Origin of the sequence: Streptomyces sp. NK08204, assembly GCF_020400585.1 — a bacterium.
Taxonomy (GTDB): domain Bacteria; phylum Actinomycetota; class Actinomycetes; order Streptomycetales; family Streptomycetaceae; genus Streptomyces.
The window spans coordinates 110,624-133,740 of the sequence record NZ_JAINVF010000006.1 but is presented as its reverse complement, the minus strand read 5'-3'; the positions used below and the strand labels follow the sequence as shown (position 1 = coordinate 133,740).

At 71.7% G+C, this 23,117-nt stretch carries 25 protein-coding genes; 11 read left to right on the top strand and 14 right to left on the bottom strand.

Translation table 11 applies throughout. The features are described from left to right. Positions 1 to 114 precede the first annotated feature (114 nt). Both K7G59_RS12235 and K7G59_RS12230 read left to right on the top strand, forming a co-directional pair. The gene (locus K7G59_RS12235) at positions 115 to 1,470 is read left to right on the top strand and encodes a dipeptidase (RefSeq protein ID WP_225833382.1); all 1,356 of its coding nucleotides are present in this window, start codon (positions 115 to 117) and stop codon (positions 1,468 to 1,470) included. A gap of 62 nt (positions 1,471 to 1,532) precedes the next feature. Further along, a complete protein-coding gene (locus K7G59_RS12230) occupies positions 1,533 to 2,237 on the top strand; it encodes an MBL fold metallo-hydrolase (protein WP_225833380.1) in 705 nt (234 codons plus the stop codon). A gap of 7 nt (positions 2,238 to 2,244) precedes the next feature. Here the strand turns inward: K7G59_RS12230 and K7G59_RS12225 are convergent, their stop codons facing one another. The 3 genes from K7G59_RS12225 to K7G59_RS12215 all read right to left on the bottom strand — a co-directional run bounded on the left by K7G59_RS12225 (position 2,245) and on the right by K7G59_RS12215 (position 4,683). Then, positions 2,245 to 3,300: an NUDIX hydrolase gene (locus tag K7G59_RS12225; RefSeq protein WP_225833378.1), complete on the bottom strand. Its 1,056-nt coding sequence runs from the start codon at positions 3,298 to 3,300 to the stop codon at positions 2,245 to 2,247. Between the two features lie 155 nt (positions 3,301 to 3,455). Then, complete coding sequence (locus tag K7G59_RS12220) at positions 3,456 to 3,647, bottom strand: hypothetical protein (RefSeq protein ID WP_225833376.1); 192 nt, start codon at positions 3,645 to 3,647, stop codon at positions 3,456 to 3,458. A 91-nt stretch (positions 3,648 to 3,738) separates the two neighbouring features. Then, on the bottom strand, positions 3,739 to 4,683 hold the full coding sequence (locus K7G59_RS12215; RefSeq protein WP_225833374.1) for an ROK family protein: 945 nt from the start codon (positions 4,681 to 4,683) through the stop codon (positions 3,739 to 3,741). Between the two features lie 224 nt (positions 4,684 to 4,907). Here K7G59_RS12215 and K7G59_RS12210 point away from each other — a divergent pair, with 224 nt between their 5' ends. Beyond that, the gene (locus K7G59_RS12210) at positions 4,908 to 5,957 is read left to right on the top strand and encodes a LacI family DNA-binding transcriptional regulator (RefSeq protein WP_225833372.1); all 1,050 of its coding nucleotides are present in this window, start codon (positions 4,908 to 4,910) and stop codon (positions 5,955 to 5,957) included. A 504-nt stretch (positions 5,958 to 6,461) separates the two neighbouring features. On the opposite strand, the gene K7G59_RS12205 is transcribed toward K7G59_RS12210, so the two are convergent. The 5 genes from K7G59_RS12205 to K7G59_RS12185 all read right to left on the bottom strand — a co-directional run bounded on the left by K7G59_RS12205 (position 6,462) and on the right by K7G59_RS12185 (position 11,003). Beyond that, on the bottom strand, positions 6,462 to 7,760 hold the full coding sequence (locus K7G59_RS12205) for an aldolase/citrate lyase family protein (RefSeq protein WP_225833370.1): 1,299 nt from the start codon (positions 7,758 to 7,760) through the stop codon (positions 6,462 to 6,464). Positions 7,761 to 7,928: 168 nt separating this feature from the next. Then, positions 7,929 to 8,891 (bottom strand): electron transfer flavoprotein subunit alpha/FixB family protein, encoded by a 963-nt coding sequence (locus K7G59_RS12200; RefSeq protein ID WP_225833368.1) that lies wholly within the window; start codon positions 8,889 to 8,891, stop codon positions 7,929 to 7,931. 52 nt (positions 8,892 to 8,943) lie between these two features. Next, positions 8,944 to 9,732, bottom strand: a complete 789-nt coding sequence (locus tag K7G59_RS12195; RefSeq protein ID WP_225833365.1) for an electron transfer flavoprotein subunit beta/FixA family protein — start codon at positions 9,730 to 9,732, stop codon at positions 8,944 to 8,946. A 219-nt stretch (positions 9,733 to 9,951) separates the two neighbouring features. Beyond that, a complete protein-coding gene (locus K7G59_RS12190; RefSeq protein WP_225833363.1) occupies positions 9,952 to 10,461 on the bottom strand; it encodes a flavin reductase family protein in 510 nt (169 codons plus the stop codon). 209 nt (positions 10,462 to 10,670) lie between these two features. Beyond that, the gene (locus K7G59_RS12185) at positions 10,671 to 11,003 is read right to left on the bottom strand and encodes a thioredoxin family protein (protein WP_225833779.1); all 333 of its coding nucleotides are present in this window, start codon (positions 11,001 to 11,003) and stop codon (positions 10,671 to 10,673) included. Positions 11,004 to 11,286: 283 nt separating this feature from the next. On the opposite strand from K7G59_RS12185, the gene K7G59_RS12180 reads away from it, so the two are divergent. After that, positions 11,287 to 12,015: a 1-acyl-sn-glycerol-3-phosphate acyltransferase gene (locus K7G59_RS12180; protein WP_225833361.1), complete on the top strand. Its 729-nt coding sequence runs from the start codon at positions 11,287 to 11,289 to the stop codon at positions 12,013 to 12,015. 438 nt (positions 12,016 to 12,453) lie between these two features. Then, the gene (locus tag K7G59_RS12175) at positions 12,454 to 12,930 is read left to right on the top strand and encodes a hypothetical protein (protein ID WP_225833358.1); all 477 of its coding nucleotides are present in this window, start codon (positions 12,454 to 12,456) and stop codon (positions 12,928 to 12,930) included. Positions 12,931 to 12,968: 38 nt separating this feature from the next. Here the strand turns inward: K7G59_RS12175 and K7G59_RS12170 are convergent, their stop codons facing one another. The 4 genes from K7G59_RS12170 to K7G59_RS12155 all read right to left on the bottom strand — a co-directional run bounded on the left by K7G59_RS12170 (position 12,969) and on the right by K7G59_RS12155 (position 16,893). Further along, positions 12,969 to 13,562, bottom strand: a complete 594-nt coding sequence (locus K7G59_RS12170; RefSeq protein ID WP_225833355.1) for a transglutaminase domain-containing protein — start codon at positions 13,560 to 13,562, stop codon at positions 12,969 to 12,971. 78 nt (positions 13,563 to 13,640) lie between these two features. Continuing rightward, positions 13,641 to 14,711, bottom strand: a complete 1,071-nt coding sequence (locus tag K7G59_RS12165) for a low specificity L-threonine aldolase (protein ID WP_225833353.1) — start codon at positions 14,709 to 14,711, stop codon at positions 13,641 to 13,643. Beyond that, complete coding sequence (locus tag K7G59_RS12160) at positions 14,708 to 15,454, bottom strand: SDR family oxidoreductase (protein WP_225833777.1); 747 nt, start codon at positions 15,452 to 15,454, stop codon at positions 14,708 to 14,710. The genes K7G59_RS12165 and K7G59_RS12160 overlap by 4 nt, the downstream gene beginning before the upstream one ends. A gap of 41 nt (positions 15,455 to 15,495) precedes the next feature. Beyond that, entirely contained in the window at positions 15,496 to 16,893 is a 1,398-nt protein-coding gene (locus tag K7G59_RS12155) for a DUF6421 family protein (protein WP_225833351.1), read from the bottom strand. A gap of 527 nt (positions 16,894 to 17,420) precedes the next feature. Here K7G59_RS12155 and K7G59_RS12150 point away from each other — a divergent pair. Continuing rightward, on the top strand, positions 17,421 to 18,104 hold the full coding sequence (locus tag K7G59_RS12150) for a glycerophosphodiester phosphodiesterase family protein (protein WP_225833348.1): 684 nt from the start codon (positions 17,421 to 17,423) through the stop codon (positions 18,102 to 18,104). Positions 18,105 to 18,140: 36 nt separating this feature from the next. Here K7G59_RS12150 and K7G59_RS12145 read toward each other — a convergent pair whose 3' ends face one another. Beyond that, positions 18,141 to 18,680, bottom strand: a complete 540-nt coding sequence (locus tag K7G59_RS12145; RefSeq protein ID WP_225833346.1) for a GNAT family N-acetyltransferase — start codon at positions 18,678 to 18,680, stop codon at positions 18,141 to 18,143. 69 nt (positions 18,681 to 18,749) lie between these two features. Here K7G59_RS12145 and K7G59_RS12140 point away from each other — a divergent pair, with 69 nt between their 5' ends. The 5 genes from K7G59_RS12140 (at position 18,750) to K7G59_RS12120 (ending at position 22,709) form a co-directional block, all read left to right on the top strand. Further along, a complete protein-coding gene (locus tag K7G59_RS12140) occupies positions 18,750 to 19,142 on the top strand; it encodes a VOC family protein (protein WP_225833344.1) in 393 nt (130 codons plus the stop codon). A 332-nt stretch (positions 19,143 to 19,474) separates the two neighbouring features. Continuing rightward, a complete protein-coding gene (locus K7G59_RS12135) occupies positions 19,475 to 20,026 on the top strand; it encodes a DUF5134 domain-containing protein (protein WP_225833342.1) in 552 nt (183 codons plus the stop codon). A gap of 138 nt (positions 20,027 to 20,164) precedes the next feature. Continuing rightward, positions 20,165 to 21,100: a M56 family metallopeptidase gene (locus tag K7G59_RS12130; RefSeq protein WP_225833340.1), complete on the top strand. Its 936-nt coding sequence runs from the start codon at positions 20,165 to 20,167 to the stop codon at positions 21,098 to 21,100. 40 nt (positions 21,101 to 21,140) lie between these two features. Then, entirely contained in the window at positions 21,141 to 21,830 is a 690-nt protein-coding gene (locus K7G59_RS12125; RefSeq protein ID WP_225833338.1) for an HAD family hydrolase, read from the top strand. Between the two features lie 210 nt (positions 21,831 to 22,040). After that, on the top strand, positions 22,041 to 22,709 hold the full coding sequence (locus tag K7G59_RS12120) for a TetR/AcrR family transcriptional regulator (protein ID WP_225833336.1): 669 nt from the start codon (positions 22,041 to 22,043) through the stop codon (positions 22,707 to 22,709). A 259-nt stretch (positions 22,710 to 22,968) separates the two neighbouring features. On the opposite strand, the gene K7G59_RS12110 is transcribed toward K7G59_RS12120, so the two are convergent. Then, positions 22,969 to 23,112, bottom strand: coding sequence for a hypothetical protein (locus K7G59_RS12110; RefSeq protein ID WP_225833333.1), 144 nt, complete (start codon positions 23,110 to 23,112; stop codon positions 22,969 to 22,971). Between the last annotated feature and the right edge of the window lie 5 nt (positions 23,113 to 23,117).

Here is a 23,117-nt window from a genome sequence, read left to right as displayed (position 1 = left end):
ATCAAGCCGCTGCCCAACCTGTCCCTCGCATCCTACGGCGGTCGTCCACGCAGGCCGCTGTGGGAGGATCGGTGCACTCAGCAGTTCAATGTCGCACCTACGAGGAGCGTGCCCATGTCGTCGAATCCGGTCGCCGAGACCGTCGCCTCGCTGCTGCCCCGGGCCAAGGCGGAGCTGACCGAACTGGTCGCCTTCAGGTCCGTGGCGGACTTCGCGCAGTTCCCGAAGAGCGAGAGCGAAGGCGCCGCGAACTGGATAGCCGACGCGCTGCACGCCGAGGGCTTCACGGACGTGGCCCTCCTCGACACCCCCGACGGCACCCAGTCGGTGTACGGCTACCTGCCGGGCCCCGAGGGTGCCAGGACGGTCCTGCTCTACGCGCACTACGACGTACAGCCGCCGCTGGACGAGGCCGGCTGGACCAGCCCGCCGTTCGAGCTGACCGAACGGAACGGCCGCTGGTACGGCCGCGGGAGTGCCGACTGCAAGGGCGGCTTCATCATGCACCTGCTCGCGCTGCGTGCGCTGAAGGCGAACGGTGGCGTCCCGGTCCATGTGAAGGTGATCGTGGAGGGCTCCGAGGAACAGGGCACGGGCGGCCTGGAGCGGTACGCCGAGGAGCACCCGGAGCTGCTGGAGGCGGACACGATCGTGATCGGCGACGCGGGCAACTTCCGCGTCGGCCTGCCGACGGTCACCACCACCCTGCGCGGCATGACCTTGCTCCGGGTCGCGATCGACACCCTCGCGGGCAACCTGCACTCGGGCCAGTTCGGCGGCGCCGCCCCGGACGCGCTGGCCGCGCTGATCCGGGTCCTGGACTCGCTGCGCGCCGAGGACGGCTCGACGACGGTCGACGGTCTCGACACGACGGCACGGTGGGACGGTCTGGAGTACACCGAGGAGCAGTTCCGGGCGGACGCCAAGGTGATCGACGGTGTCGGGCTGATCGGCGACGGCTCGGTGGCCGACCGTATCTGGGCCCGCCCCGCGGTCACCGTCCTCGGCATCGACTGCCCGCCCGTCGTCGGCGCCACCCCGTCGGTGCAGTCCGCCGCCCGTGCCCTGATCAGCCTGCGGGTGCCGCCGGGCGTGGACGCCGCCGAGGCTACCAAGCTGCTCCAGGCGCACATCGAGGCGCACACGCCGTGGGGCGCCCGGGTCACCACCGAGCAGGTCGGCCAGGGCCAGCCGTTCCGCGCCGACACCACCAGCCCCGCCTACCAGGCGATGGCCGACGCGATGGCGGTCGCCTACCCGGGCGAGAGCATGCAGTACGCCGGACAGGGCGGTTCCATCCCGCTGTGCAACACCCTCGCCGGGCTGTACCCGCAGGCGGAGATCCTGCTCATCGGCCTGAGCGAGCCCGAGGCGCAGATCCACGCGGTCAACGAGAGCGTGTCCCCGCAGGAGCTGGAGCGGCTGTCGGTCACCGAGGCGCTGTTCCTGCGCAACTACGCCGCAGGCTGAACCGTTCTGCCCTGGGCAGAGGGCCCTCGCCGGCCGGCGGGGGCCCCGCCTACGGTCGGCGCATGGACGTCATCGAACTGCTGCCCCGCCTGCACCTCCTGCGCTTCCCCGTCGGCCAGGCCTACCTCTGGCGCGACGGCAGCGAGTTGACGCTGATCGACGCGGGCACGATCGGCGCGGGGCGGGCCGTCGCCGCCGCCGTCACCGCGCTCGGCCACGCCCCCGAGGACGTACGGCGGATCGTGCTGACCCATTTCCACGAGGATCACGCGGGCGGGGCGGGCGAGTTCGCCGCGCTGAGCGGAGCCGAGGTGTTCGCCCACCATCTGGACGCCCCGTTCGTCCGGGGTGAACGACCGGGCCCGCCGCCGTTGTTCGAGGACTGGGAGCTGCCGATCCACGCGCAGGCGGCGCAGCACCTGCCCGCCGGAGAGCCGGTACGGCCGCGGCGGGTCACCCCGGTGTCCGACGGTGAGGTGCTCGAATTCGGCGGCGGCGCCCAGGTGATCCACGTACCGGGCCACACGGACGGCAGCATCGCCCTCTTCCTGCCCGACGACGGTGTGCTGTTCACGGGCGACACGGTCGCGGCCTCACCGGTCGACGGGTCGGTGATGCCGGGCGTGTTCAACCTGGACAAGTCGCGACTCCTCGCCTCCCTGGGCCGGTTGGCTGACCTCGACGCGGAGGTGGCGTGCTTCGGGCACGGCGAGCCGGTGCTGGGCGGCGCCTTCGCCACGTTGCGCGAACTGGTCGGCGCACGCTGAGCACGCCTCAGACGGACTGTCCGCCGACGGGCACACCCGCCTCCAGGTAGAGCGCGGTTCCGCGTTCACGGGCCCTCAGTGCCCAGCGCAACCGCTCGTAGCGGACCGGCGGCAGCAGGGCGGCGGCCTCCTGCTCGGTGACGAAGCGCCACTCGCGCAGCTCCGGGCCGGGCAGCAGCACCCGGGCCGCCCCGGCGGAGTCCAGCAGGCCACCGTCGAAGAGCATCCGCAGGCCGCCGTAGCCCGGGGGCGCGGGCCGCTCCCAGTCCACGACGAGCAACGGCGGCACCTCCCGCAGCCGTATCCCGGTCTCCTCCGCGACCTCGCGCATCCCGGCACGGGCGGGGGCCTCCCCGCGCTCGACCACGCCACCGGGGAACTCCCACCCGGGCTTGTAGGTGGGGTCCACCAGCAGCACCCGGTCCTGTTCGTCGAAGAGCAGCACCCCGGCGGCGACCGTCTCGGCGGTGGGCTCCGGGGTCTGCACGATGTCGCAGGGCTCCACGGCACCGCGGTCCACGGCCTCGGCGATGCGGACGGCGGTCTCGTACGGGGTGAGGGCGCTGGTGTCGATGACGTACGTGTCGGCAGTGAGCCAGGAGGCGAGGGCGGTCCGGTAGGGCTCGATGTGGTCGTACGACCACTGGCGCACCCGCAGCTCGCCGTCGGACAGGTCGGGCGGGACCTCCCGCCCGGCGATCCGCTCCCGCAGGATCGTTTCAGCCGGGGCGAGGAGCAGATGCCGCACGGCGATCCTGCGGGCGGCGAGGCCACCGAAGATCTCGTCGCGGTACTCCTGGCGCAGCAGGGTCATCGGGACCACGAGGGTTCCGCCCACCTCCGCGAGCATCGCCGCCGCGGCATCGATCACCAGCCGGCGCCAGATCGGCAGATCCTGGTAGTCGCCGACCTCGGCGAGGCGTTTGGGCGGGAGCAGGTAGCGGAGCGTTCCCCCGATGACCTCGGGGTCGAAGAGCGTGCTGTGCGGGATCAGTTCGATCAGTTCCCGTGCGGTCGTGGTCTTCCCCGCACCGAACGCGCCGTTGATCCAGACGACGGTCACGGACTCCCCCTCTTCTGTTGGCCCCCTGTGGCTTGCCCGCTCCACCCTGCCACGGAAACCACGTCCCGTTGAGGGTGCGCACACGGAAGTGCCGGTGCCCCCGTGCGGCGGGGCACCGGCACCCGGCGCCGGACTGCTCCTGTCGGATGTCCGGGCTACTCCTGCCCGAGGGCGTCCTGGTCCGCGGACAGGCCGTCCTGGCCGGCGAGGTGGTCGACCTGGCCGACCGTGCCCGAAAGCCTGAGGTCGTCGAGGGAGCCGCCGTCGGCCGCGTGGGACGGGGTGACGGCCGCCACGACGAATCCGGCGGCGAGAGTGGCGATGGCGAGCATGCTGCGCTTCTTCATGCGCTGATCAACTACGGAACCCGCCGGGGGTAACGCACGTCTCCGCGGTTCTCCTGCCGCTCAGGACCGCCCTCGTCCGCGCGGTCGCTCCTCACCCGGACGTCGGCGCCGCGACGTGCAGGGCCGCCGCAGCCGCCCCCACCAGTCCGGCGTCGGTGCCCATCCGTGCGGGTGTCACCGTGAGGCGCTGGACGAAGGAGAGGGTGGCGTAGCCGGCGAGGGCCTTGCGCAGCGGCGCGAAGAGGACGTCGCCGGCCTTGGCGACGCCCCCGCCGATCACCGCGATGTCGATCTCCACCAGGGTCGCCGTGGCCGCGATCCCGGCGGCCAGCGCCTGCGCGGCCCGCTCGAAGGAGGCCACGGCGACCGGATCGCCCTCACGCGCGGCGGCGGCCACCGCGGCGGCCGAGGTGTCACCGTCGGGCCCCGGCCGCCAGCCCTGCTCCAGGGCGCGGCGGGCGATGTTGGGGCCGCTGGCGATGCGCTCGACGCAGCCGCGCGAGCCGCACGGGCAGGGGTCGCCGTCGAGGTCGACGCTGATGTGGCCGATGTGCCCGGCGTTGCCGGTCGGGCCGGGATGCAGCCGCCCGTTCAGCACCAGGCCGCCGCCGACGCCCGTCGAGACCACCATGCACAGCGCGTCGTCGTGCCCCCGGGCCGCGCCCTGCCAGTGCTCGGCGGCGGTGATCGCCACCCCGTCGCCGATCAACGCGACCGGCAGGCCCCCGGTGACCGCACGAACCCGCTCGACCAGCGGGAAGTCACGCCAGCCCGGCACGTTCACCGGGCTCACGGTGCCCGCCGAGGCGTCCACCGGGCCTGCGCTGCCGATCCCGACGCGGCCGGCGCGTTCCCACAGGGGCGACCCGGCGAGATCTCCGAGCACCTCCTCGACGGCCCCCATGACCCTCTGGCCGTCCTGCTGCGCGGGCGTCGGACGCTGCGCCCGCGCCAGGATCCGTCCGTGACCGTCCACCAGAGCGCCGGCGATCTTGGTGCCGCCGATGTCCAGGGCCGCCACGAGGTCGGTGTGCATCAGAGTCAGATCTCCCCGTTCAACCATGAGTACGCGCGAAACAAGACCACGCCGCAGGCCTGTCGTGACGGAGCACGGGCCGAGACGTGGTGGACAGTCTCTCGCGCACCTGACAACGTTGTCCAGGCTCTATGCTCGACGCCACATCCTCATACAGCCCGATCGAGGCAGCACCCGCGTCGATCCGGGCGATTTCCACGGAACGACAGGACAGGACACCGCTCGTGCCCGAGACCACCCGCCGCGCCGACCGCCTCGCCGCAAGCCGCTACGGCAACCGTCCGACCATGAAGGACGTGGCCGCCCGGGCCGGCGTGGGCCTGAAGACGGTGTCCCGGGTGGTGAACGGCGAGCCCGGGGTCACCCCGGACACCGAGCGCCGGGTGCAGGAGGCGATCGACGCCCTGGGTTTCCGCCGCAACGACAGCGCGCGGGTGCTGCGCAAGGGCCGTACGGCGAGCGTCGGGCTGATCCTGGAGGACCTCGCCGACCCGTTCTACGGACCGCTCAGCCGTGCCGTGGAGGAGGTGGCCCGCGCCCACGGCGCCCTGCTCATCAACGGCTCCAGCGCCGAGGACCCCGAGCGCGAGCAGGAACTGGCGCTGGCCCTGTGCGCGCGGCGCGTGGACGGGCTCGTGGTGATCCCGGCCGGGGACGACCACCGTTATCTCGAGCCGGAGATCAGGGCGGGCGTGGCGACCGTGTTCGTGGACCGCCCGGCCGGGAGGATGGACGCCGATGTCGTGCTGTCGGACAACTACGGCGGCGCCCGGGCCGGTGTCGCCCATCTGATCGCGCACGGCCACCGGCGGATCGGTTTCATCGGTGACATGCCGCGTATTCACACCGCGGCCGAGCGGCTGCGCGGCTACCGGGCCGCCATGGAGGACGCCGGGATACCGGTCGAGGAGCACTGGATGTCGCTCGGAGCGACGAACCCGGAGCGGGTGCGCCGCGCGGCCGAGGACATGCTCTCCGGCCCGTCACCGGTCACCGCGATCTTCACGGGCAACAACCGGGTCACGGTCACCGTGATCCGGGTGCTCGCCGAGCACTCCCGCCGGGTCGCCCTCGTCGGCTTCGACGACATCGAGCTGGCCGACCTGCTCCGGCCGGGCGTGACCGTGGTCGCCCAGGACGCCGCGGCCCTCGGCCGCACCGCCGCGGAGCGCCTGTTCCGCCAGCTGGACGGCCCCGCGAGCCCGCCGGAGCGGATCGAACTGCCGACCCGGCTGATCACCCGCGGCTCGGGCGAGCTGCCGCCCGCGGACTGAGCCGCCGGTGACGGCCGCACCCGGGAGGAACTCGGCCCGGCCATGGCACCCCGCGACCATCCGCCGTCTGCCGGGCGCCCGGCCCGCCGAGTCCGGGCTGCTGCGGGGCGACCGGATGCTGCCGCTGGACCGGCCGGCGTCCGACGACGGCCGGGTGCCTGTCCTCGGCATCGGCTCCCCGCATACCCCGGCCATCTGCGGCACGAGCCGGGCGCGTCGGATTCCCTCGTTCGTCACGGGAGCTGTTCGTCAGCCGGCTGGATCCACGGCATCCGGCCGTGATCGACGCCACCGGGGGTGGGGCGACCCGGCGAATTCCGCCGGGCCTGGCCGCCCGCGCCCGACGCAGGGCTCGGGCCGGCGGACGACGCGGCGCTCGTCGGCGCCCAGGGGGTACGTCAACCGGCACGGCGTGCTGCGCAACGGCGCCGGCACGCCTCGCCCGCATCCCGGCCTGTATGCCCTCCTGGCGGACCGGCGTTCCGGGACCCCTACCCGGGACCCCTACTTCGCGGAGGCCGTCAGGTCGCCGCGGCGGGGTGCCGCGAAGCCCTCCAGGTCGGCACGGGTCAGGCCGGACAGGCGGGCGACCTCGGCGATGTCGAGGGCACCGCAGTCCAGACCGCGCAGCAGGTAGCCGCTGAGCGCCTTGGCGGTGGCGGGCTCGTCCATGACGTCCCCGCCCGCGCGGTGGGCGTAGCGTGCCAGGCGCCCTGCCGCATGCTCGAAGCCCTCGCGGTAGAAGGCGAAGACGGCGGCGTAGCGGGTCGGTATGTGGCCGGGGTGCATGTCCCAGCCCTGGTAGTAGGCGCGGGCCAGGGCACGCCGGGTGAGGCCGTAGTGCAGCCGCCAGGCGTCGTGGACCTTGGCGGTCGGGCCGACGGGCAGGACGTTGGTGGAGCCGTCCGAGACGCGTACGCCGGTGCCGGCGGCGGCGACCTGCATGACCGCCTTGGCATGGTCCGCGGCCGGGTGGTCGCCGGCCTGGTGGGCGGCGGAGACCCCGAGGCAGGCGCTGTAGTCGAAGGTGCCGTAGTGCAGGCCGGTGGCCCGGCCCTCGGCGGCCTGGATCATGCGGGCCACGGTGGCCGTGCCGTCGGTGGCCAGAATGGCCTGGCTGGTCTCGACCTGGATCTCGAAACGGAGACGGCCGGAGTCGAGGCCGTGGACCTTCTCGAAGGCCTCGAGGAGGCGGACGAACGCGCTCACCTGCTCGGCGTACGTCACCTTCGGCAGGGTCAGCACCAGCCCCTCGGGCAGTCCGCCGGCCTCCATCAGGCCGGTGAGGAAGACGTCGAGGGTGCGGATGCCCCGGTCGCGCACCGCGGCCTCCATGCACTTCATGCGGATGCCCATGTACGGCGCCGCCGTGCCGTTGCGGTACGCCTCGGCGATCAGCCGGGCCGCGCGGGCCGCCGCCTCGTCCTCCTCGGCGTCCGGGCGGTGGCCGTAGCCGTCCTCGAAGTCGACGCGCAGGTCTTCGATCGGCTCGCGCTCCAGCTTGGCGCGGACACGGGAGTGAACCGGCTCGGCGAGGTCGTCGGACAGGCCGAGCACCGCCGCGAAGGAGGCCGCGTCGGGGGCGTGCTCGTCGAGGGCGGCGAGGGCCCGGTCGCCCCAGGAGCGGATGGTGTCGGCGGCGAAGACGTCCCCGGGGACGTACACGGTGTGGACGGGCTGCCGGGTGCCGGGGTCGCCGGGGTAGCGGCGCTCCAGTTCCGCGTCGACCGGCGCGAGGGAGGCGCTGATCTCCTCGCTGACGGCACCCGCGAGGCTCGCCGCCACCTTCTCCTGCTGACCCATCCCACACCCTCCAGTTTTCCGCTGTACGGAATCAACAATCCGTTGAATGAAGTTATCCGGGGTGGTTCCCGCCGGTCAACACCTGTCCGGCAGCGTCCAGCATGCACCGAGGCCCCTGTGACCGCGTCGGTCACAGGGGCCTCGTAGGCCAGGGAGGCGGTGAAGGGATCAGCCCTTGCGGGCCTTGATCTCCTCGGTCAGCTGCGGGACGACGTCGAAGAGGTCGCCGACGACACCGAAGTCGACCAGCTCGAAGATCGGGGCTTCGGCGTCCTTGTTGACGGCCACGATCGTCTTCGAGGTCTGCATACCGGCACGGTGCTGGATCGCACCGGAGATGCCGTTGGCGATGTACAGCTGCGGCGACACCGACTTACCGGTCTGACCGACCTGGTTGGTGTGCGGGTACCAGCCCGCGTCCACCGCCGCACGCGAGGCACCGACGGCCGCACCGAGCTGGTCCGCGAGCGCCTCGATGATCGCGAAGTTCTCCGCGCCGTTCACGCCACGGCCACCGGAGACCACGATCGCGGCCTCGGTCAGCTCCGGGCGGCCCGTCGACTCACGCGGCGTACGGCCCGTGATCTTCGTGCCGGTGGCCTTGTCGGAGAAGGTCACGGACAGGGCCTCGACGGCGCCGGCGGCCGGGGCGGCCTCCACGGCGGCGCTGTTCGGCTTGACCGTGATGACCGGGGTGCCCTTGATGACACGGGACTTGGTGGTGAAGGACGCGGCGAACACCGACTGGGTGGCCACCGGGCCCTCGTCACCGGCCTCCAGGTCGACGGCGTCGGTGATGATGCCGGAACCGATGCGCAGCGCCAGACGGGCGGCGATCTCCTTGCCCTCCGCGGAGGACGGGACCAGCACGGCGGCCGGGGAGACGGCCTCGACCGCGGCCTGCAGGGCGTCCACCTTCGGGACGACCAGGTACTCGGCGTACTCGGACGCCTCGTGGGTGAGGACCTTCACCGCGCCGTGCTCGGCGAGGACCGCGGCGGTGTCACCGGCGCCGTTACCGAGGGCGACCGCGACCGGCTCGCCGACACGGCGGGCCAGGGTCAGCAGCTCCAGGGTGGGCTTGCGGACGGCACCGTCCACGTGGTCGACGTAGACGAGGACTTCAGCCATGGGATTGCTCTCCTGCGTAACGAAGTTGAGGGGCGGTCAGCGGGGGCGGGCCTCAGATGAACTTCTGGCCCGCGAGGAACTCAGCGAGCTGCTTGCCGCCCTCGCCCTCGTCCTTGACGATCGTGCCGGCCGTACGGGCCGGACGCTCGGCCACGGCCTCGACCTTGGTGAACGCGCCGTCCAGGCCGACCTCTTCGGCCTCGATGTCCAGGTCGGACAGGTCCCAGGACTCCACCGGCTTCTTCTTGGCCGCCATGATGCCCTTGAACGACGGGTAGCGGGCCTCACCGGACTGGTCGGTCACGGAGACGACCGCCGGGAGCTGCGCCTCGAGCTGCTCGGAGGCGGCGTCGCCGTCGCGGCGGCCCTTGACCGTGCCGTCCTCGATGGAGACCTGGGACAGCAGGGTGACCTGCGGAACACCCAGACGCTCGGCGACCAGCGCCGGGAGCACACCCATGGTGCCGTCGGTGGAGGCCATGCCGGAGACGACCAGGTCGAAACCGGCCTTCTCGATCGCCTTGGCCAGCACCAGGGAGGTACCGATGACGTCGGTGCCGTGCAGGTCGTCGTCCTCGACGTGGATGGCCTTGTCCGCACCCATGGACAGCGCCTTGCGCAGCGCGTCCTTCGCATCCTCGGGGCCGACCGTCAGGACGGTGACCTCGACGTCGTCGTCCGAGTTCTCGGCGATCTGCAGCGCCTGCTCGACCGCGTACTCGTCCAGCTCGGAGAGCAGACCGTCCACGTCGTCACGGTCGACGGTCAGGTCATCGGCGAAGTGCCGGTCGCCAGTGGCGTCGGGCACGTACTTCACAGTGACAACGATCCTCAAGCTCACGCCGGCTCTCCTACTGCATCGTCATTTCCTGGCTGCCTCTTGCAGGCAGCATAGGCGCCTGAAGCGGCCGATCCCGATCGGGGGCGTCCGCGCGCTCCGACCGAAATATTACTCGTCAGTACACCCAGTTCCTGCCCGCTAAGCAAGCGCTTTGAACTGTGACCTTTGCAACGCAGCGTAACCGGAACTCGACGGGTTCGCAGAGGGAGAACGGGGTGATCAATCCCGCAGGCCGTTGAAGCGGCCCTGGTGGTAGAGGAGGGGGCGGCCGACGCCCGTCGGGTCGCCGAGCACCAGTTCCGCGAGCACGATCCGGTGATCACCGGCCGGGATCCGGCCGACGACCCGGCAGACCAGCCAGACCGGCACGTCGTCCAGGACGGGTACTCCTTCCGGGCCCTCGTGCCAGGCCGTGGGCGCGCCGAAGCGGTCAGCGCCGCTGCGCGCGAACGTGGCGGCCAGCTCGCCCTGGTGCTCGCCGAGTATGTGGACGCCGACGTGCTCCGCCTCGGCGATCACGGGCCAGCTGGAGGCGCTCGTGCCGACACCGAAGGAGACGAGCGGCGGCTCGGCGGACACCGAGGCGAGGGAGGTGGCGGTGAAGCCGACCGGTCCGGAGTCTCCGCGTGCGGTGATCACGGCGACACCCGCGGCATGCCGGCGGAAGGCGGAGCGCAGCAGATCGGGGGAGGCGAGCTGGTAAGTGCCGAGGGCGGGCGTGGCCGTCACGGAGTGGTCCTTCTGCGTGGGGAGGCGAGCGGGGTCGATGGTGGTCAACAACCCGGACACCGCGCGCTCGCGGTGCGGACCAGGTCGACGTGGACCCGCCCGAAGAGAAGGAGTTCGATCGGCATAAGGTCAGGCTGACGAAAGGTGGCGGGCGCAGTCAAGGTCGCGCCCGGGAACCGGGAGAAAGATCACGATGTCCTGCGACTGCCTCACACCGCCTGCGCCAGCGCCGCGATGACGTCGGCCTTGCGCGGCTGTCCTGCGGCGCGGCGCACCACCCGGCCGGCCGCGTCGAGGACCAGCACGGTGGGTGTCGTGCGGATCTCCAGCTCCCGTACGAGGCCGAGGTGGGCCTCGGCGTCGATCTCGAGGTGGGTGACGCCGGGGACCATGCCGGCCACCTCACCCAGAATGCGCCGGGTGGCCCGGCAGGGGGCGCAGAACGCGGTCGAGAACTGTACGAGGGTGGCCCGCTCGCCCAGCTCGCCGCCCAGCTCGGCCGCCCCGAGCCGCTTACCGTCGTCCCGCCCGCCCACCCGCATCCGCACTCTCCCGCTTCCCTGCCCCTGCCGCGTTCGGCGGCCCAGCCGCACACCGGTTCACCACCAGCACCGGCACGAGGGAAAAGATTCCCGTAAGGCCAGGTTAAAGATCACGGCCGGAATGTAGGCCGACGTGACGAGAATCTCGCCGCCGCGAGGCACCAGGACTGGCCACCTGTTCGTTCTTCGGGCACGATCTGCGAGACGCCGTAAACCTACGGCTGCGTAACTTTCCCGCCGGGAGCCCCTTTCCCGAGCAGAGCAGAAAGGGCCCGCCCCACCCATGGCAGAGCTGGTCTACCGTCCCGTCGTCGCTTTCACGAAGACGATGTTCAAGGTCTGGGACCTGAAGATCGACTGCCAGGGGTCGCAGAACATCCCGCGTTCGGGCGGGGCGGTGCTGGTGAGCAATCACATCAGTTACCTGGACTTCATCTTCAACGGCCTGGCGGCCCTCCCGCAGAAGCGGCTGGTGCGCTTCATGGCGAAGGAGTCCGTCTTCCGTCACAAGGTGTCCGGGCCGCTGATGCGCGGCATGAAACACATCCCGGTGGACCGCAAGCAGGGCGAGGCGGCCTACGCCCACGCGCTGGACTCGCTGCGCTCCGGCGAGGTCGTCGGCGTGTTCCCGGAGGCCACCATCTCGCAGTCGTTCACCCTGAAGAGCTTCAAGTCGGGTGCGGCCCGCCTGGCCCAGGAGGCGGGCGTGCCGCTCGTCCCGATGGCGGTGTGGGGCACGCAACGGCTGTGGACCAAGGGCCACCCGCGCAATTTCAAGCGCCACCACCTGCCGGTCACCATCCGCGTGGGCGAGGCGGTCGAGGCCCCCCGCGACCAGTACGCCGGCGCCATCACCCGCCGGCTGCGCGAGCGCGTCCAGGAGCTTCTGGAGGCGGCCCAGCGCACCTATCCCGGCCGCCCCAAGGGCCCGGAGGACTCCTGGTGGCTGCCCGCCCACCTGGGTGGTACGGCGCCCACGGCGGAGCAGCTGCGGGCAGCCGAAGCGCACTGAGCCCCCTCGGCCCGGCATCCCGCGGCGGGCCGGAGCGCACCGACCGGTGGGGTTCGCCGTCGTGACAGGAGAGCCTGACAGCTCTCCCGTGGACGAGTGCGGCTACGGGGGCGGTCGATGCGGCGCTGGGTGACGGTCCTCGGGGACAGCGAAGCGATCGGCGTCGACGACGATGCCCGGCGAGCATGCGGTCCAGGCCCGGCTCCGCGCCGGACGGCACATGGTCCTCGTCGTACACGACGGTGACGGGGTGGACCGCGCGGGCCTGGGCGAGGATGTGGCGTCTGCCCGGGGCCGGGGCCCGGGTGGCGGCGTCTACCACCCGGCCGGGCGGAAGTGGAACCCGGCGGCCGAGAAGGTACTGAGCCCGGCGGCGCAGAGGTCGCGCCCGGCGGTAAGGCGGGAGCAGAAGCCGGCGGACAGGAGAGGCCGCGCCCCGTGACCGTCTCGCCTGGCTCCGGCGGCACCGGCCGGTCGCCACGGCTGGCCCTGGTCGCGGGTGCCGTCGCGGTGCCGCTCGTGCTCGCCGGTGACGACTCCTGCACGAAACTTCCCACCATGACAAGGGACTTGGCCAACCCGGCGGCGGCCACCCGCGCCCTCGACCCCGGCGACGACATGCCCCGCTTCGACGCGGCGCGCGCACTCCTGCCGACCGGCGAGCTGTGCGGCGAGGGCGGCCGGGTGCTCGCCATCAGCTGCAGCACCTCCTCGGCCGCTGGACCCGGCTCGTGCCGCACCGCCGGGCTCGGCACCCCCTCGGCCGTCGAGCTCGGCTTCCGCCCCGGCGCCGGCGTGGTTGCGGTCGGCGAGATCGCCGTCCCGGCCGGTGGGCGCCGTGCGGATGTCCGGGCGGGTGGTCCTGTCCTCGGCCGCTCCCCCGTTGCCCATGGCCGGGAAGGTTGGCGCGTGTGACGAATCCGTCGACAGGCGGGGTGCTCCACGGTTGCCTGTCAGAGGGAGCTGGGGAGTGTTTTCGACAGGTACGACCGGTCCGGGGCGGACTTGAGCGCGTCGAGTACGGCCGGGTGCGCTTCGGCGTACAGGTACGGGTGGTCCAGCTCACCTGATGCCGGGTCGGGGATCCAGGCCAGCCGCTCGCCGTCCAGGGAGAACCTGGCGTCGACGCCGGGTTTGTTGCCGCGCGGGTCCTGGCGGTGCCAGGCGCCGTTGAAGCGCACGGCGACCAGTCCGTGGAGGGCGTGACCGCCGCCGTCGTCGTTCGTGAGGCGCTGGTAGCACAGGGCGGTCGGGATGTCCTCGGCACGCAGTAGCGCGGCGAGGGCGTGGGCCTTGGCGTGGCAGATACCCGTGCCCAAGCTCAGTACGTCCGAGGCTCGCCAGGTGACACGGAGGTCACCCGAGTCCTGGGAGTGCGGGATGGTGTCCCGGACGAATTCATAAGCGGCACGCGCATACCCATACGAGTCGGCGGCGTTCTTGGCCAGCTCGGCGGCCGCCTCCCGGACGACCGGATGGCGATGGTCGATGACCTCGTCAGCGGCCAAGTACGCGGAGAGGTCTGCGGTTTTCTGGATCAGCTCCATGCCTGCAGAGCATAGGAATGCGATCACCCGACAGTCAATGACTTTTCAGGTGACCGCATACCTATGCGGAGCGTGGTGTCAGCGCGCCATCTCCTCCTTGAGCGCCGCCACGAACGCGTCGACATCGTCCTCCGTGGTGTCGAAGGAGCACATCCAGCGCACCACTCCGGCGGCCTCGTCCCAGAAGTAGAACCGGAACCGCTTCTGCAGCCGCTCGCTCACGTCGTGCGGAAGCTTGGCGAAGACGCCGTTGGCCTGCACCGGGTAGAGGATCTCCACCCCGTGCACGGCCCGCACGCCCTCGGCGAGCCGCTGCGCCATCTCGTTGGCGTGCCGGGCGTTGCGCAGCCACAGGTCCTTGGCGAGCAGGGCCTCCAACTGCACCGAGACGAAGCGCATCTTGGAGGCGAGCTGCATCGACATCTTCCGCAGGTGCTTCATCCGCCCCACGGCGTCCTGGTTGAGGACGACGACCGCCTCACCGAACATGGCGCCGTTCTTCGTGCCGCCCAAGGAGAGGATGTCGACGCCGACCGCGCTGGTGAACGTCCGCATGGGCATGTCCAGGGAGGCGGCGGCATTGGCTATGCGGGAGCCGTCCAGGTGCACCTTCATGCCGTGCGCGTGGGCGTGTTCGACGATGGCCCGGATCTCGTCAGGCGTGTAGAGCGTGCCCAGTTCCGTGCTCTGGGTGATCGAGACGACCTGCGGCATGGCACGGTGCTCGTCCTCCCAGCCCCAGGCCTGGCGGTCGATCAGCTCAGGGGTGAGCTTGCCGTCCGGCGTGGGCACGGTGAGCAGCTTCAGCCCGCCCATGCGCTCGGGGGCGCCCCCCTCGTCGACGTTGATGTGCGCGCTCTCGGCGCAGATCACCGCGCCCCAGCGGTCGGTGACCGCCTGGAGCGCGACGACGTTCGCGCCGGTGCCGTTGAAGACCGGGAAGGCCTCCGCGCCGCCACCGAAGTGGCTGCGGATGATCCGCTGGAGGTTCGCGGTGTAGTCGTCCTCGCCGTACGCGACCTGATGGCCGCCGTTGGCCAGGGCCAGGGCGGCGAGCACCTCGGAGTGCACTCCGGCGTAGTTGTCACTGGCGAAACCGCGGACCTGCGGGTCGTGATGGCGACGCGCGTCGGTCTTGGGTGGGTTCACGGCTTCTCGGTCAGCCACAGACGGTTTCCGTTCACTTCGGCGGCGGACTTGCTCCAGACACCCTCGATGGCCTCGGCCAGGTCCTTGACGTCCGTGAAGCCCGCGAACTTCGCGTTGGGGCGTTCGGCGCGCATCGCGTCGTGCACCAGCGCCTTCACCACCAGGATGGCAGCCGCCGTGCGGGGCCCTTCCTCGCCCCCCGCCTTGCGGAAGCCGTCAGCCATGGCGAGCGTCCAGGCCTCGGCCGCGGCCTTGGCGGCGGAGTACGCCGCGTTGCCCGCGGTGGGCTTCGAGGCGCCGGCCGCGCTGATCAGCAGGTAGCGACCGCGGTCACTGCGCTGCAGCGCGTCGTAGAACGCCAGGGAGGTGTGCTGGACGGTACGGATGAGCAGCTTCTCCAGCAGGTCCCAGTCGGCGAGGTCGGTCTCGGCGAAGGTCGCGCTGCCGCGCCAGCCGCCGACGAGGTGGACCAGGCCGTCGATGCGGCCGAACTCCTTCTCGACGCGATCGGCCCAGGCCCGGGTCGAGCCCAGGTCGAGCAGGTCGACCGTCTCCCCGGTGACCGTGGCGCCACCGCGCGCGTAGCGGGCCGCGTCCACGGCCTCCGCCAGGCGCTCCGGATTGTTGTCCGAGCCGACGACCGTCGCCCCGGCCTCGGCGAGCCGGATGAGGGTGGCACGCCCCGCGGGTCCGCCCGCGCCGGCCACCGCGATCACCGCACCGTTGAGAGGCCCGTTCCCCACCATGTTCTTCCCCTTTTGAGCAGTGTTCCGGATGCGGTCGCTCACGCGGCGAGCCGCTCGGCGCTGTCCGCCGTGATGCCCTTGGTGGAGGCGATCACGTTCTTCAGCTTCTTGGACAGGGCCTCATAGAACATGCTCAGCGGAAACTCGTCCGGAAGCACGTCGTCCACCAGCTTGCGCGGCGGCTGGCCCAGGTCCAGGGCCTCCGGTCCCTTGGCCCACTTGGAGCCCGGGTGCGGAGCGAGGTAGTGGGAGACCAGCTCGTAACCGGCGAACCAGTGCACGAGCTTGGGCCGGTCGATGCCGTCCTTGTAGAGCTTCTCGATCTCGGCGCACAGCTGGTTGGTGACCTGCGGGGCGCGCTGCCAGTCTATGGAGAGCTTGTTGTCGGTCCAGCGGACGACGTCGTGCTTGTGGAGGTAGGCGAAGAGCAGCTGGCCGCCGAGCCCGTCGTAGTTGCGCACGCGGTCACCGGTGACCGGGAAGCGGAACATGCGGTCGAAGAGCACCGCGTACTGCACGTCACGAGCCTGCGGGACGCCGTCGGCCTCCAGCTTCACGGCCTCCTTGAAGGCGGTGAGGTCGCAGCGCAGCTCCTCCAGGCCGTACATCCAGAACGGCTGACGCTGCTTGATCATGAACGGGTCGAACGGCAGGTCGCCGTGGCTGTGGGTGCGGTCGTGGACCATGTCCCACAGGACGAAGGCCTCTTCACAGCGCTTCTGGTCGTGGACCATCGCGGCGATGTCCTCGGGCAGCTCCAGGCCCAGGATGCCGACGGCTGCGTCGGTGACCCTGCGGAAGCGGGCGGCCTCGCGGTCGCAGAAGATGCCACCCCAGGAGAATCGTTCCGGCGCCTCGCGCACGGCGATGGTCTCCGGGAAGAGGACGGCGGAGTTGGTGTCGTACCCGGCCGTGAAGTCCTCGAAGGAGATGCCGCAGAACAGCGGGTTGTCGTAACGGGTGCGCTCGAGCTCGGCCAGCCACTGAGGCCAGACCATGCGCAGCACGACCGCCTCGAGGTTGCGGTCGAGGTTGCCGTTCTGGGTGTACATCGGGAAGACGACCAGGTGCTGCAGGCCGTCCACGCGGTTCGCGGCGGGCTGGAAGGCCAGCAGCGAGTCCAGGAAGTCCGGCACCCGGAAGCCACCCTCGGCCCAGCGGCCCAGGTCCTTCACCAGGGCCTCGTGGTAGGCGGCGTCGTGCGGGAGCAGCGGGGAGAGCTGCTGGACCGCGTCCACGACACGCCGTACGGCGGCTTCCGCGTCAGTCCTGGCCGGGGCGCCCTCGGCGGCGAAGTCGATCGACCCGTCCTTCGACTGCCATGGCCGGATCTGCTCCACGGCATCCTTGAGCACCGGCCAGGCCGGGTGCTCAACCACCCTGGTCGACGAAGGAGCCCGATCCTCCGTAGCCGCCTGCACAAGAATTTCCGTCATTTCCCATCCTCCACGGGAGAACCTCGCGTAGGGACACCGTATGCATACCCGGTTTCCGCCAGCAAGAGGGAGCTCGGGAAAATATTCTGTCGACCGCCTTGGTCACCGACATTTTTCCTGCGCCAAACCGTGACGGCGATCACTTTCGCCGTCGAAGCCGGGATAAGACGAGTGCGGGGCGGGCGGGTCTGCCCGCAGGCGGGCAGGATCGGGGTCCTGTCCGACCCTCGTTCACCCTCTCCCGTCCGCCCCCTGCTCGCCCCCGTGCGTGACCCGTTCGAGTCCGTCCGGATCCAGCCACGTCCGGCCGGTCAACGTCCGGACGACGCGCCCACGCGCGGGGGACACACGGAAGCGAGTTCGGGCCAGGTTTCAGGCCGGGTGTCGCCCCCTGTGCCCCCGATCCCCCGCGCAAGCACGGGTTCATCGACGGACCCGGCCATTAGGCTGCGACCTTGCCGCGTGGACGACGACGTCCGTCCGGTCCGCGCGTCGCCGAGCCGCCGTCGACGGAAGCGAGTCGAACCTTGAACTTCCTTACCATCGGTCACCGCGGGGTCATGGGTGTCGAGCCCGAGAACACCCTCCGTTCCTTCGTCGCCGCGCAGCAGGCCGGCCTCGATGTCATCGAACTCGATCTGCACCTGAGCAAGGACGGCGCCCTGGTCGTCATGCACGACGCGGAGGTGGACCGCACGACCGACGGCACCGGCCCGATCGCCGAGAAGACGCTGGCCGAGCTGCGCGCCCTGGACGCGGGCCGCGGAGAGCGCGTGCCGGTGTTCGAGGAGGTGCTGGACGCCGTCAGGACACCGCTGCAGGCCGAGATCAAGGATGTGACGGCGGCCCGGGCGCTCGCCGAGGTCATGCGGCGGCGGGACCTGGTCTCGCGGGTGGAGGTGTCCTCGTTCCACGACGAGGCCGTCGCCGAGATCGCCCGGCTTGTGCCCGGGGTGCGCACGGCGCTGGTGGCCGGCCGCTACGGCACCGACGTGGTGGAGCGCGCGAAGGCCGTGGGTGCCCCGACGCTGTGCCTCGACATCCGCCGGCTGACCCTGGAGATCGCGGAACGCGCGCACGCGGCGGGGCTGCGGGTCATCGGCTGGGTGGTCAACACACAGGACCACCTGCGGCTGGTCCGCGCCCTCCAGCTGGACGGCGCGACCACCGACTACCCGGAGATCAAGCGCACGGCCCGCTTCACCGCGTGACCCGGCCCGGTCTCCCGCCCCGCAGCGGCGTGGGCGTCACACCAGCGGCTTGACCAGCAGCTCGAACCGCAGGTCGTCGCGGCGCGGAATGCCGAAGCGCTCGTCGCCGTACGGGAACGGCGTCATCCGTCCCGTGCGGCGGTAGCCGCGGCGCTCGTACCAGGCGATCAGGTCGTCCCGGACCGAGATCACCGTCATGTGCATCTCGGTGACGCCCCAGGCCTCGCGGGCCTGCCGCTCGGCCTCCGCGATCACGGTCTTGCCGAGACCGGCGCCCTGCAGCGTGGGGCTGACCGCGAACATGCCGAAGTAGGCGTGCTCGTCGCGGTGTTCGAGCTGGCAGCAGGCGACGATACGTCCGTCGCGCTCGACGGTCAGCAGCCTGCTGTCCGGCGACTTGATCACCTCCAGCACGCCCTCGGGGTCGGTCCGCTGCCCGTCCAGGATGTCCGCCTCGGTGGTCCACCCGGCCCGGCTCGCGTCCCCGCGGTACGCCGACTCGACGAGGGCCACCAGGGCGTCGACGTCGGCGTCGGTGGCATCACGGAAGTTGAGTCCGGCGGTGGTGGTCTCCATGGGCGGTCTCCGATCTCGGGCGTGGCTGAGCCAGGGACGAGGGTAACCCTGCCGCTAGGCTCCGCCGGCATGGTGCACGTACTGAGCAGCCGGATCCTCCTGACCCCTACCGACCCCGAACGGTCCCGTGCCTTCTACGGTGAGCAGCTGGGCCTGTCCGTCTACCGCGAGTTCGGCACGGGACCCGAGCGCGGGACCGTGTACTTCCTCGGCGGTGGCTTCCTGGAGCTGTCGGGGCGGGCCACGACGCCGCCGGGGCCCGCCGCGCGGCTGTGGCTCCAGGTCGCGGACGTGACCGCCGCCCAGGACGAACTGGCCGCCCGGGGCGTGCGGATCGTACGGCCGCCGGTGCGGGAGCCGTGGGGACTGATCGAGATGTGGACGGAGGATCCGGACGGCACACCGATCGTGCTGGTGGAGGTCCCGGCGGAGCACCCTCTGCGGTACCGGCCCGGGATCTGACGCCGTCGCGCACGGTCCGTCCCCTCGGGAACGCGGCGGTCGCCGCCCTCAGCCCGGTGTGCCGGGCGTGCCGGGCGTGCCGGGCGTGCCGGGCGTGCCGGGCGTGCCGGAAACGGAAGACACAAGGCCGAGACGGCATCGGCGTACCTGTAGACCTTTTCACGGACCTTTTCACGCCGACCCGGTCGGCACTCCCACCGGCCCTCAGCCGTCCCCGCCCTGCACCGGCGTGCTCCGCCGAGTGCTCCCCGTGTACTCCCTTGCGCTCGCGTGCGCGCCATGTGCCGTGGGCATCGCACCCCTGTACCGATCGTCGAGCCGGGGAGGGACGCGTGCACGGACCGACTCCGGCGGCCTGGCTGCTGGTCGCGCTGTGTGCCGCGACCGGGGCCTACTGCCTGGTGCGGATGCGCAGCGGGCTCGAGGAGCAGCGCCGGGCCGCGGGCGGTGAGGCGCTCATGGGGTTCGGCATGGCCACGATGGCGGTACCCGCGACGGTGTTCACGCCGCCGGGCTGGGCCTGGCCGCTGTACACGGCCGTGTTCGGCGCGGCGGTACTGCACGCGCTGTGGGTCGTACGGGGCGACCGTCACCACCTCCACCACCTGGTGGGAGCCTCGGCGATGGTCTACATGTCGCTCACCATGGCTTCCTCCCCCGCCTCCGCACACCACGCCCACGGCGGTTCCGGGGTGCCGTTGCTGACGGGGATGCTGCTTCTGTACTTCACGGGCTACGTCCTGCGGTCCGGCGCCCGCCTGGTGCCCGCTGCCGCCCGGGCCGGATGCTCGGGAGCCGTACGGTGGGGTGACCGGCCGGAGTTGGCGCGGGCATGCCGCCTATCGATGGGAATCGGCATGGTCACCATGTTGCTGACGATGTGACCGGGCCGGAGACCGCGGGGACCCGGGCTGCGGTGAGGCGGGAGACGGACCAGTGACGCGTAACTGCCTGAGCGTGTGCGTCACTTCACCGCCGAGGACCGTACCCGTACCCGGCGTCGCCCCCATAGGGTGCTGACCATGATGGTCCCCGTGGCCCTGTTGCTGCTCGGCGCCCTGACCGCCGTCCTCGCCCCGCGGTTGCTCGCCCGGGCGGACTGGCTGGACCGGGAGCCGGTCGTCGCCCTGTGGGTCTGGCAGTGCGTGGTGGCGGCCGTCCTGCTGTGCTGCGCACTGTCGATGACACTGAGCGCGGCGGCTGCCTGGCAGGCCGTGCGCGGGCATGTGTTCGCCACGGCTCCGCCCGCTGTGGTGGACGCGTATGCCCTCGGCGCGGCGGGCCCCTGGGCGGCGGCCACCGCGATGACGCTCGCCCTGGGTGGGCTGTGGAGCCTGGCGATGCTGGTACGCGAGGTCGTACGGGCGCGGGGCCGGCGGCGGGCTCGGCGGGCCGAACTTCGCGTGCGGGCACCGCTGTTGCCGGGCGAGGAGCAGGTGAGCGGCCGGCTGGTGGTGCTGGAGGGCGAGCGGCCCGACGCATGGTGGCTGCCCGGCGCCGCGCCGCAGCTCGTCATCACCACAGCCGCACTGCGCCGCCTGAAGGAGCGTCAACTGGACGCCCTCCTCGCCCACGAGCAGGGACACGCGCAGGCCCGGCACGACTGGCTGCTGCACTGCTCCACCGCACTGGCGGACGGATTCCCCCGGATTCCGGTGTTCGCGGCGTTCCAAGCCGAGATGCACCGGCTGGTCGAACTGGCCGCCGACGACATGGCCTCGCGGCGCTTCGGCCGGCTGACGACCGCTCTGGCACTGGTCGAACTCAACGAGGAGCGCGGCGTGTTCGGGCCGTGCCCGGCTGCGCAGGCCCATGTCCCGCAGCGTGTGCACCGGTTGCTGACACCGCCGGACCGGCTCCCGGCACTGCACCGGCTGCGGCTGACGGCGGTCGCCGCGCTGGTACCGGTGCTCCCGGTTCTGGTGGCGTTCGTCCCGGGGCTTCGCGCGCTGGGCTGAGGGCCCCCGCGGTGGACGGTGCCGGGGTAGAGTCCCGGACATGCAGGGAGTGTTGTTCGACTTCTCAGGGACGCTGTTCCGTATCGAGCCGACCGAGTCCTGGCTGCGCGCCGTGCTGGACGAGACCGGGCATGTCATGGCCGAGCCCGAACTGACCGCGACGGCGAAGGCCCTGGAGTCGGCCGGCGCACTGCCCGGCGGGGCGGAACCGGTGGACGTACCGGCGGAGCTGGCGGGGCTGTGGACGGAGCGGGACCGCAGCACGGAGCAGCACCGTGCCGCCTACACGGGCCTGTCCCGCCTGGTGCCGCTGCCCGACCCGAGCCTGCACGACACGTTGTACGACCGGCACATGTCCCCCGCCGCCTGGAGCCCGTACCCGGACGCGGAAAAGGTGCTGCGCACGTTGCGCGAGCGCGGGACGGGCGTCGCCGTGGTCAGCAACATCGGCTGGGACCTGCGCCCGGTGTTCCGCGAGCACGGCCTCGACGCGTATGTGGACGCCTATGTGCTGTCGTACGAACACCGCGTGCAGAAGCCGGACCCGCGGCTGTTCTCTGTCGCGTGCGAGGCGCTCGGCGCCGATCCTCGGCGGGTGCTGATGGTCGGGGACAACCGGGTGGCGGACGGCGGGGCCGCAGCGCTCGGCTGCCGGGTGCACTTCGTGGACCATCTGCCGGTGGCACAACGCCCGGACGCACTGTCGCCGGTGTTGGACCTGGTCGGCTGAATCCCGCCGCCTCTGCCGGAAGCCTCGTCACGCGGCTTTTGCGGGCAGGAACTCGTCGGCTGTGCGCCTGTGTCGTTGCGTGGCCGTCCGTCTGAGACGATCCCCCGTGTCGCCCCAGACGGACGGCAGCTCTGAGCGGACCGCGCACATGGCTGCGGCCCCTGCGTTGAGTATAGTTGGCTGGCAGCCAGTCAACGCAGGAGTTACAGGATGTCCCCGCGAAGCGCCTCGGTCAATGAAGAGTTGCGGCGACGTTCCCGGGAGCGGCTGTTGCAGGCCGCCGTCGAACTCGTCGGCGAGCGGGGGTTCGAGGCCACGACCCTGGGTGACATCGCCGACCGGGCGGGCTCGGCGCGGGGGCTGGTGTCGTACTACTTCCCCGGCAAGCGCCAGTTGGTGCAGTCCGCGGTGCACCGGCTGATGCACCGCACACTGGAGGAGGCACTGGAGCGGGAGCCGCGCACCGAGGACGGCCGGGAGCGGATGGCGCGGGCCATCGACGCCGTCCTGGGCCTGGCCCACGACCGGCCCGTGCTGATGCGTCAGCACATGGCCGGGCTGCTCCATGACGAGGGTTTCGTGCAGTGCCCGGAGCAGCGCCGGCTGGAGGAACTGCTGAGTGACACGGTCGCCCGGTACGGCTCCCAGGACGTCGCGGCCGACTACGCGATGCTGCGGGCGCTGTTGATGGGTGCGGTGTACTCGGCGCTGGTGCCGGGGGTGCCGATGCCGGTCCCTGCACTGCGGGCCGAGCTGTTCACGCGGTACCGGCTCGACTGGGAGCTGGGCATGCCGCCGGGGAGCGGTCCGGGTGCCGGGGCGCCGGACCAGGACCTGTCGCGGTTCTTCGCGACGGAGGACCGCACGGGCGCCTCCTGACCCTCGGCGTCTCCTCCTCGTCGTCGGCCCGTCGACGGCATCCGGAAGTCCCCCGGTCCACCGGAAGCCCTACGCCCCCGATCAGCGGCGTGCGTGCGGGGCGGCAGGAACCCCGCGTCGCGCACCTGGGCGATCATCCCGAGCGACCGGCGCCGGCTGTGACTGGTCGGCGCATCAACGCGAGGACCGGGTCGGCACCCTCGTCCTGGGTGGTGCGGTTCTCCTGGGCGACCGGCAGGCACCCGTCGAGCGAGCACCGTCAGGCCGCGCGGTACGCGGAAGCCGTCGCGGACCGGTCCGGCACGGCCGGGCCCGATCCGCTGCCGGTGCAGTACGCCGGGGACAGGGCGGGCCGTACCTCGGTGTCCTCGAGCGGCAGGCACCCCTCACCGACCAAGACCACGTCGG